This is a genomic window from Micrococcus sp., from assembly GCF_034179925.1.
In the GTDB taxonomy this organism is placed as follows: domain Bacteria; phylum Actinomycetota; class Actinomycetes; order Actinomycetales; family Micrococcaceae; genus Micrococcus.
Map to the genome: position 1 here is coordinate 1 of NZ_JAXFPG010000033.1, position 9,273 is coordinate 9,273.

At 74.1% G+C, this 9,273-nt stretch carries 6 protein-coding genes and 1 tRNA gene; 1 reads left to right on the forward strand and 6 read right to left on the reverse strand.

Features of this window, described 5'->3' with window-relative positions; translation table 11 throughout:
* Nucleotides 1-64: 64 nt before the first annotated feature.
* The 6 genes from rho to argS all read right to left on the reverse strand — a co-directional run bounded on the left by rho (nucleotide 65) and on the right by argS (nucleotide 8,941).
* A complete protein-coding gene (gene rho / locus SPI96_RS06895; RefSeq protein ID WP_321081634.1) occupies nucleotides 65-2,080 on the reverse strand; it encodes a transcription termination factor Rho in 2,016 nt (671 codons plus the stop codon).
* Between the two features lie 302 nt (nucleotides 2,081-2,382).
* Nucleotides 2,383-3,339 carry a homoserine kinase gene (thrB, locus tag SPI96_RS06900; RefSeq protein WP_321081635.1) on the reverse strand — a complete coding sequence of 319 codons (957 nt, stop codon included), beginning with the start codon at nucleotides 3,337-3,339 and terminating at the stop codon, nucleotides 2,383-2,385.
* Between the two features lie 4 nt (nucleotides 3,340-3,343).
* Nucleotides 3,344-4,456, reverse strand: coding sequence for a threonine synthase (gene thrC / locus SPI96_RS06905; protein WP_321081636.1), 1,113 nt, complete (start codon nucleotides 4,454-4,456; stop codon nucleotides 3,344-3,346).
* A 2-nt stretch (nucleotides 4,457-4,458) separates the two neighbouring features.
* Nucleotides 4,459-5,769 (reverse strand): homoserine dehydrogenase, encoded by a 1,311-nt coding sequence (locus SPI96_RS06910; RefSeq protein ID WP_321081637.1) that lies wholly within the window; start codon nucleotides 5,767-5,769, stop codon nucleotides 4,459-4,461.
* Nucleotides 5,766-7,259 carry a diaminopimelate decarboxylase gene (lysA, locus tag SPI96_RS06915; RefSeq protein WP_321081638.1) on the reverse strand — a complete coding sequence of 498 codons (1,494 nt, stop codon included), beginning with the start codon at nucleotides 7,257-7,259 and terminating at the stop codon, nucleotides 5,766-5,768. Before lysA ends, SPI96_RS06910 begins: the two co-directional genes overlap by 4 nt.
* A gap of 11 nt (nucleotides 7,260-7,270) precedes the next feature.
* Nucleotides 7,271-8,941 carry an arginine--tRNA ligase gene (gene argS, locus SPI96_RS06920; protein WP_321081639.1) on the reverse strand — a complete coding sequence of 557 codons (1,671 nt, stop codon included), beginning with the start codon at nucleotides 8,939-8,941 and terminating at the stop codon, nucleotides 7,271-7,273.
* Nucleotides 8,942-9,122: 181 nt separating this feature from the next.
* Between argS and SPI96_RS06925 the strand changes: the two genes are divergently transcribed.
* Nucleotides 9,123-9,198: transfer RNA gene (locus SPI96_RS06925), tRNA-Arg, on the forward strand.
* Nucleotides 9,199-9,273 lie beyond the last annotated feature (75 nt).

Sequence of the window (9,273 nt, forward strand, 5' to 3'; positions counted from 1 at the left end):
GGACGGACCCGGCCCCGGCCGCCGGACGCGCGGTCCGCCGGCCGGGGCCGTGGAGGGCAGGCGATCAGTCCTCGCCCTTGGCCCCCAGGGTGGTCTTGGAGACCAGCATCAGGAACTCCGCGTTGGAGGCGGTGTCCTTGATCTTGTTGGTCAGCAGCTCCAGGGCCTGCTGGGTGTCCAGGCCGGAGAGCACGCGGCGCAGCTTCCACATGATCTTGATCTCCTCCGGCGAGAGCAGCGCCTCCTCACGGCGGGTGCCGGACGCGTTGACGTCCACCGCCGGGAAGATGCGGCGCTCGGCCAGCTGCCGGGACAGGCGCAGCTCCATGTTGCCGGTGCCCTTGAACTCCTCGAAGATCACCTCGTCCATGCGCGAGCCGGTCTCCACGAGGGCGGTGGCCAGAATGGTCAGCGAGCCGCCGTTCTCGATGTTGCGGGCGGCGCCGAAGAACTTCTTCGGCGGGTACAGCGCCGAGGAGTCCACACCGCCGGAGAGGATGCGGCCCGAGGCCGGGGCGGCCAGGTTGTAGGCGCGGCCCAGTCGGGTCATCGAGTCCAGCAGCACGACGACGTCGCGGCCCATCTCCACCAGGCGCTTGGCGCGCTCGATCGCCAGCTCCGCCACCGTGGTGTGGTCGTCCGCCGGGCGGTCGAAGGTGGAGGCGATGACCTCGCCGGCCACGGAACGCTGCATGTCCGTGACCTCCTCGGGACGCTCGTCCACGAGGACCATCATCAGGTGCACCTCGGGGTTGTTCCGGGTGATCGCGTTGGCGATGGACTGCAGCACCATCGTCTTGCCCGCCTTGGGCGGGGAGACGATCAGACCGCGCTGGCCCTTGCCGATGGGGCTCACCAGGTCGATCACGCGCGGGCCCACGAGCTTGGCGTCCGTCTCCAGGCGCAGGCGCTCATTCGGGTACAGCGGCACGAGCTTGGAGAACTCCACACGGTCCGGGTGCTCCGTGGCGGGCTGGCCGTTCACGGTGGTCAGCTTCACGAGGGCGTTGAACTTCTGCTGACGCCCACCGTGGTGCTGGGTGTGCTGCTTCTCGCCCTCACGGGGGGCGCGGATGGCACCGACCACGGCGTCGCCCTTGCGCATGCCGTACTTCTTCACCATGGCCAGGGAGACGTAGACGTCGTTCGGGCCGGGCAGGTAGCCGGAGGTGCGGACGAACGCGTAGTTGTCCAGCACGTCCAGGATGCCGGCCACGGGCTGCAGGACGTCGTCCTCGGTCAGCTCGGTGTCGTCCACCTCGGGTCCGCCGCGGCCACGGCGGTTGCGGCCGCGCTCGTTGCGGTTGCGGCGGTTGCGGCCACGGCGGCCGCCCTCGTCGTCGCGGTCCTCGCGGCGCTGGCGGTCGTCCCCGCGCTCTGCGCGCTCGGAACGGTCCCCGCGCTCGGCGTCGCGGTCCTCGCGGCGCTGACGATCGCCACGGTCGCGGCCGCGGCGCTCACGGGAGCGGCCGCCGTTCCCGCGGCTCTCGGACTCGGATTCGGGCTCGCCGTCCTGGCCGCGCTCGGAGCGCTCCTCGCGCTCGGCGGTGCGGTCCTCACGGCCCTCGGCATCCTCGGAGCGCTCGCGGCGGTCGTCCTGGGTGCGGTCGCCGCGGCGGCGCCGGCTGCGGCCCGACGACGGCGCGGCGGCCTCGGCGTCCTGGCCGGCACCGCGGCGCTCCGGGGTGGAGGCGTCCTCGGCGGCGGGGGTCTCGGCGGAGGTGGCGGGCTGGGCCTGCTCGGGCTGGGCCGCGGCGGGGGCGGCGGTGTCCGAGTCGGCGCGGCGGGAGCGGCGGCGCGTCGGGCGCTGCCCCTCTTCGGCGGGGGCGGCCGGGGCCTGGGCCTCTGGGGTCTGCGCCGAGGCTTCGGGGGCGGTGGTCTGGGCGCGCGCGGCGGCGTCGCGGTCGGCGACGCTCCCGCCCCGCTGGTGGTCCGAGATCGCGGCGACCAGATCGGACTTGCGCATGCGCGAGCCGGTCTTGATGCCGAGCTGGGAGGCCAGGGCCTGCAGCTGCGCGAGCTTGAGCGAGGCCAGCCCGCCGCCGGCGGTCGGCGTGGTCTGTTCGGTGGATTCGGTCACGAAGGTTCCTTCTCCCTCGTCAGCAGCCGTGCGGCACCGGCAGGCGCGGCAGGCTGTCGTGTGTCCGGCCGGGGCACGCAGCGGTGCCCCTGAGAACCGGGGTTCCATGTCTTCACATCAGACCCCTCCCCTGCTCGCGCGCAGTCACTGCGTGGCGGGGGCGGAGAGATCGGGGCCCTGCTCGAGCGGGGCGCCTCGGCGCGGGCCGTCCGTCGGGATCCTCGAACTCCAGAGCTGGTGGCCGAGGCGACGGGACCACTGGTCCGCGACCGCCGGTCTGGGGCCGCCCGAAGCGGCCGGCGTCAGCCGTGCTGGAGTGATTCCACCCTAACACCCTCGCCCGCGATCCCCGGCACCCTCACACGCCACATGACGCCCGAGTCCGCGGTCAGGGCAGCCATCCGGTCGGCGGCCCGGCGGGCGGCGTCGGCCCCGTCAGCCAGGACCAGCACGGTGGGCCCGGCCCCGGAGACGACGGCGGCCCAGCCCTCAGCGCGCAGGGCCTCCACGAGGGCGGCGCTGGCGGGCATGGCCACGGCCCGCTGCTGCTGGTGCAGGCGGTCCCGCGTGGCCGGCAGCAGCAGGGAGGGATCCTCAGCGAGCGCATGCACGAGCAGGCCCGCCCGCCCGGCCTGTGCGGCGGCGACGGCGTGAGGCACCGTCTCCGGCAGCACGCCGCGGGCGGCCTCCGTGGACAGGCGGGTCTCCGGCACAGCGACCACGGGCGTCACCGCCGGGTGCACATGCAGCGCGGCGGTGGCGAAGCCGTCCACGCCGTCGTCGCGCGTCCAGGAGACCGTGGCACCGCCGAGCAGGGCCGGAGCCACGTTGTCCGGGTGGCCCTCCCGGCGGGCGGCGTCGTCAAGCAGGGACTCGGGGGTGCGCCGCACGGACTCAGGCAGGAGCGCCTCGGCCGCGGTCAGTGCGGACACCACCGCGGCCGCCGAGGATCCCAGCCCGCGGGCGTGCGGGATCCGGTTGCGGGCCTGCAGGGACAGCCCTGGCACGCGTGCACCGCGGGCCTCCAGGTGGGCCCTGGCCAGGCGCAGCACCAGGTGGGTGCCGTCCGTGGGCAGCTCCGCGGCGCCCTCACCCTCGACGGCGGCCGTGTCCGGGCCGTCCACCACTTCCAGGCGGATCTCGTCGCGCAGCTCCAGGGCCAGGCCCATCGAGTCGAACCCGGGGCCCAGGTTGGCGGAGGTGGCGGGCACCGAGACCCGCGCCGCGGTCCCGACGGGGACCTCGATGCTCTGCTCCATGGGCTCAGGCCAGCCCGAGGGCCTCGGCGACCGTCACCGCGTCCGCCGGCACCGAGCGGGGGGTGACCTCCTCGCCGTCGGCCGAGCGCAGAGCCCACTGGGGGTCCTTGAGGCCGTGGCCGGTGACGGTGATGACCCACGTCTTGCCGGCCGGCACGTTCCCGGCGGCGTGGTGCTTGAGCAGCCCGGCCACGCCGGCGGCGGAGGCCGGCTCCACGAACACGCCCTCCTTGGAGGACAGCCAGCGGTGGGCTTCGAGGATCTGCTCGTCCGTCACCGAGTCGATCATGCCGCCGGAGGCGTCGCGGGCGGCGGTGGCCAGATCCCAGGAGGCGGGGTTGCCGATACGGATGGCCGTGGCGATGGTCTCCGGCTCCGTGACCGGGTGGCCGAGCACGATCGGCGCGGCACCGGCGGCCTGGAAGCCCCACATCGCGGGGGTGCGCGTGGCCACGGCCGGCAGCTCCTGGTCGGAGGTGCCCGGGTGCGGGTTCACGTAGGGGCGGGCGTACTCCTGGTAGCCCTTCCAGTACGCGGTGATGTTGCCCGCGTTGCCCACCGGCAGCAGGTGGTAGTCCGGGGCGTCGCCGAGCACGTCCACCACCTCGAACGCACCGGTCTTCTGCCCCTCGATGCGGGCCGGGTTCACGGAGTTCACCAGGAACACCGGGTAGTTCTCCGAGAGCTTGCGGGCCAGGTCGAGGCAGTCGTCGAAGTTGCCCTGCACCTGGAGGATCTCAGCGCCGTGGGCCACGGCCTGGGACATCTTGCCCATGGCGATCTTGCCCTCGGGCACGAGCACCGCGCAGGTCAGCCCGGCCTGGGCGGCGTAGGCGGAGGCCGAGGCGGAGGTGTTGCCCGTGGAGGCGCACACCACGGCCTTGGCGCCGTCGGCCACGGCGGCCGTGATCGCCATGGTCATGCCGCGGTCCTTGAAGGAGCCGGTGGGGTTCATGCCCTCGAACTTCACGTACACCGTGCCTTCGACGAGCTCGGAGAGGTACGGGGCGTGGATCAGGGGGGTACCGCCCTCCCCGAGGGTCACCACGCGGGTGTCCTCGGTGACGGGCAGGCGGTCGGCGTACTCGCGGACGACTCCGCGCCAGATGTGGGCCATGGTCAGTTTCCTTCGACTCGGAGGACGGAGACGACGTCGTGCACCACGTCCAGGGCACCCAGCGCCGCGACGACGGCGTCGAGGTCGCGCTGACGGGCGCGGTGGGTGATCACGCGCAGGGAGGCGCCGGGGCCGTCCGCCCCCTGCACCTGACGCAGGGTCTCGATGGAGACGCCGTGGTCCTCGAAGACCGCGGCCACCCGGCGCAACACGCCGGGCTGGTCCGCCACGCGGAGCACCACGAGGCAGGAGGTGTGGGCCTCGGCCGGCGCGAGGGCCGGCAACGCGGCCACGGGGGTGCGCAGGCGGGCCGGGCCGCCGCGCACGATCCGCTGGGCGATGGCCACGGTGTCGCCCATCACGGCCGAGGCGGTGGGGGCACCGCCGGCGCCGGGGCCGTAGAACATGAGCTCGCCGGCGTTCTCGGCCTCCACGAACACGGCGTTGAACGCGCCGTGGACGGAGGCCAAGGGGTGCTGGCGGGGCACGAGGGTGGGGTGCACGCGCAGGATCGCCCCGGCGGTGCCGTCCTCAGCCGTGACGCGCTCGGCGATCGCGAGCAGCTTGATGGCGTACCCGGCCTCCGTGGCGGCCTCGTTGTCTGCGGCGGTGATCCCGGTGATCCCCTCCACGGACACCTGGTCCAGCGTGTAGGAGGTGCCGAATGCGAGGGTCGCCAGGATCGCAGCCTTCGCGGCGGCGTCGTCCCCGCCGACGTCGGCGCTCGGGTCCGCCTCCGCGTAGCCGAGGCGCTGGGCCTCCGCGAGGGCGTCCTCGAAGGAGGCGCCCTCGGTGTCCATGCGGTCGAGGATGAAGTTCGTGGTGCCGTTGGCGATGCCCATCACGCGGGTGACGCGGTCGCCGGCGAGCGAGTCGCGCAGCGGGCGCAGGATCGGGATGGCGCCGGCCACGGCCGCCTCGAAGGACAGCTGGGCACCGGTGCGGGAGGCGAGGTCGTACAGCTCCTCGCCGTGCTGAGCCAGCAGCGCCTTGTTGCCGGTGACCACGGCGATGCCGGCCTCCAGGGCGCGGCGGATCAGGGTGCGGGCAGGCTCGATGCCGCCCATCAGCTCGATGACGACGTCGGCACCGTCCACGAGCGTCTCGGCGTCCGTGGTGTACAGGGCCGGGTCGGCCTGCCAGTCACGTGGGGCGTCCGGGGTGCGCACGGCGATGCCGGCGAGCTCCAGGGGCGCGCCGACACGGTCGCGCAGGACGGCGGCATCCTCCGTGAGGATGCGGGCGACCTGCGAGCCGACGGTGCCGCCGCCGAGCAGGGCGACGCGCAGCGGGGCGTGGGCGGTGGTGGTCATGCACTCTCCTGCGGGGTCGGGGTCTGGTCTGCGGGGCGGCCCGGGGCGGGGTCCGCCTCGCGGGCGAAGAGGTCGTCCATGGTCTCGCGGCGCACGATCACCCGCGCGGACCCGCCGCGCACGGCCACGACCGCCGGACGGGTGAGGGCGTTGTAGTTCGAGGCCATCACATGGGTGTAGGCGCCGGTGGCGGGCACGGCGAGCAGGTCACCGCGGCGCACGTCGGCGGGCAGATGCACGTCGCGGACCAGGATGTCCCCGGACTCGCAGTGCTTGCCCACCACACGGGAGAGCACGGGCTCGGCCTCTGAGGTGCGCGAGGCCAGGGCCGCGGTGTAGTCGGCGTCGTAGAGCACGGGGCGCGGGTTGTCGGACATGCCGCCGTCCACGGCCACGTACCGCCGCGGGGCGGTCCCGCCGCCGGGGGCGTCGACGTCCACGGTCTTGGTGACGCCCACCGTGTAGAGGGTCAGGCCGGCCGGCCCGGAGATGGCCCGGCCGGGCTCGAGGGAGATGCGCGGACAGTCCATGCCCAGGCGCTCGACGGTCTTCTGGACGTCGTCGGCGAGGGCGGCGGCGATCTCCGCGGCCGGGCGGGGCTCGTCCGCCGCGGTGTAGGCGATGCCGTGGCCGCCGCCGAGGTCCAGCTCGGCCAGCTCCACCCCGTGCTCGGCCCGCGCGTGGTCGAGGAACTCGAGCACGCGCGCGGCGGCCAGGCCGAAGCCGTCGGCCTCGAAGATCTGCGAGCCGATGTGGCAGTGCACCCCGAGCAGGTGCACGGACTCGGAGGCCAGGGCGAGGGCCACGGCGACGGCGGCCGGGGCCCGGCCTGCCACGTTGCCGTCGGCGTCCTGCGCCGAGGGCGCCAGAGACAGCCCGAACTTCTGGTCCTCGTGGGCGGTGGCGATGAAGTCGTGGGTGTGGGCATGCACGCCCGGGGTCAGGCGCAGCATCACCGGGGCGATGTGACCGTGCTCGGCCGCGAGCGCGGCGAGGTGCTCGAGCTCGTCCACGGAGTCCACGATGATCCGGCCGACGCCGGCGTCGAGGGCGGCGAGCAGCTCGGCTTCGGACTTGTTGTTGCCGTGCAGGCCGATGTGAGCCGGGTCGACGCCGGCGCGCAGGGCGATCGCGAGTTCACCGCCGGAGGCGGTGTCCACGCGCAGGCCCTCCTCGGCCGCCCAGCGGGCGGTGGAGAGGGTGAGCATGGATTTGCCGGCGAAGTACACGTCCGCTCCGCCGCAGAGGGAGGCGAAGGCGGTGTCGAAGCCTTCGCGGAAGGCGCGGGCGCGGGCACGGAAGTCGTCCTCGTCGAGCACGATCAGCGGGGTGCCGAACTCGGCGGCCAGGGCGGAGGCGGGCACGCCCTGGACGGCGAGCTCGCCGGCGTCGGTGCGGGCCACGCCGGCGGCCCAGATCGCCGGGTCCAGGGCGTCGACGTCGTCGGGGGCGGGCAGCCAGGCGGGGGTGAGCGGGGAGGTGGCGGTCATGGGGCCGTCCTTCACATCTTCTCCGGCGCGGAGACGCCGAGCAGGTCCAGGCCGTTGCGCAGCACCTGGGCGGCGGCCTCGTTGAGCCAGAGCCGGGTGCGGTTGAGGGTCTCCACGGTGCCGGGGGTGCCGTCGGCGGCGGGCAGGGGCACGATCCGGCAGGCGGCGTACCAGGCGTGGTAGGCCCCGGCGAGGACCTCGAGGTGGCGGGCGACGCGGTGCGGCTCGCGCAGGCGGGCGGCGGAGGCCACCACGGAGGGGAACTCGGCGAGCTGGGCGAGCAGCTCGGACTCGGTCTCGTGGGTGAGCAGGCCGGCGTCGAACTCGGAGCGGTCCACCCCGTGGGCCTGGGCGGTGCGGGCGGCCCCGCAGGCCCGGGCGTGGGCGTACTGCACGTAGTAGACCGGGTTGTCGTTGGTCTGGGAGCGCAGCAGCTCGGGGTCGATGGTGATGGGCGAGTCCGCAGGGTAGCGGGCGAGGTCGTAGCGCAGCGCGTCCTTGCCGAGCCACTCCACGAGGTCCTTGAGCTCGATGATGTTGCCGGCCCGCTTGGACAGCTTCGCCCCGTTCACGGAGATGAGCTGCCCGATGAGGATCTCGATGTTGTGGGCGGGGTCGTCGCCGGCGGCGGCGGCGATGGCCTTCAGGCGGCCCACATAGCCGTGGTGGTCCGCGCCGAGCAGGTACACCTTCTCCTCGAAGCCGCGGTCGCGCTTGTCCAGGTAGTAGGCGGCGTCGGCGGCGAAGTAGGTGGGCTCGCCGTTGGCGCGGATGAGCACGCGGTCCTTGTCGTCGCCGAAGTCCGTGGTGCGCAGCCAGACGGCGCCCTCACGGTCCTCGATGTGCCCCTGCTCGCGCAGGCGCTCCACCGCCTGGGCGATCGCACCGGACTCGTGGAGGCGGGTCTCGGAGGTGAAGACGTCGAAGTGCACGTCGAACGCGTCGAGGGTGTCCTTGATGTCCTGCATCTGCAGCTCGTAGGCGGCCCGGCGCACCACGGGGCGTGCGGCCTCGTCCGTGAGCTCGCGGACGTCCGGGTGCCCGGTGGCGACGGCGTCGGCCAGCTCCTTCACGTAGGCCCCGGGGTAGCCGCCCTCGGGGACGTCGCGGCCGTGGAGGCGGGCGATCACGGAGTCGGCGAACACGTTCATCTGGTTGCCGGCGTCGTTGATGTAGTACTCGGCGGTGACGTCCGCCCCGGAGGCGCGCAGCAGGCGGGCGATGGCGTCGCCGAGCGCGGCCCAGCGGGTGTGGCCGATGTGCAGGGGGCCGGTGGGGTTCGCGGAGACGAACTCCATGTTCACGGTGTGGCCGGCGAGGGCCTCGTTGCGCCCGTAGGCCTGGCCGGCCTCCACGATCTGCCGGGCCAGGGCGCCGGCGGAGGCGGCGTCCAGGGTGATGTTCAGGAAGCCGGGTCCGGCGACGTCCACGGCGGCGATCCCCTCCTGCTCACCCATGCGGGCGGCGAGGACCTCAGCGAAGGCGCGGGGGTTCATGCCGGCGCGCTTGGCGAACTGCAGGGCGACGTTCGTGGCCCAGTCCCCGTGCTCACGGCTGCGGGGTCGCTCCACCTTCACCCGGTCCGCGGCGAGCTCCTCGCGCAGGGCGGCGGGCAGGTCGCCGGCGTCGACGGCGGCCAGCAGCTGGGCATGGATCAGGGCGGAGAGTTCTTCGGGCTTCACCCGGGCAAGTCTACGGATGACGGCGGCCTCTGCGGGCCCTCTTGTCCGCCGGTGACATGCCTCTCACACTGGAGGGAGGTCCGAAGGGGACGACGGCGGCGCGCCTGCCCGCCTGGACCCTCGCCGGCGATGGTGTAGGGTTGTCGAGTCCGCCGGGGCTCCACCCCCGGTCTGGACCCCCGCCTCCGTAGCTCAGGGGATAGAGCGTCTGCCTCCGGAGCAGAAGGCCGCAGGTTCGAATCCTGCCGGGGGCACCACCGGGACGGGGGGGCCCCCGCGCCCCGGGCCGGCCGCGGCGGGCGCCCGGGCGGGGGGCCGGGGCCCCGCGGGCA

Bases quoted from the DNA above. Each gene is read 5' to 3' on its own strand.
- SPI96_RS06910 (WP_321081637.1), bottom strand. From the start codon at position 5,769: ATGACCACCACCGCCCACGCCCCGCTGCGCGTCGCCCTGCTCGGCGGC.
- lysA (WP_321081638.1), bottom strand. From the start codon at position 7,259: ATGACCGCCACCTCCCCGCTCACCCCCGCCTGGCTGCCCGCCCCCGAC.
- thrC (WP_321081636.1), bottom strand. From the start codon at position 4,456: ATGGCCCACATCTGGCGCGGAGTCGTCCGCGAGTACGCCGACCGCCTG.
- thrB (WP_321081635.1), bottom strand. From the start codon at position 3,339: ATGGAGCAGAGCATCGAGGTCCCCGTCGGGACCGCGGCGCGGGTCTCG.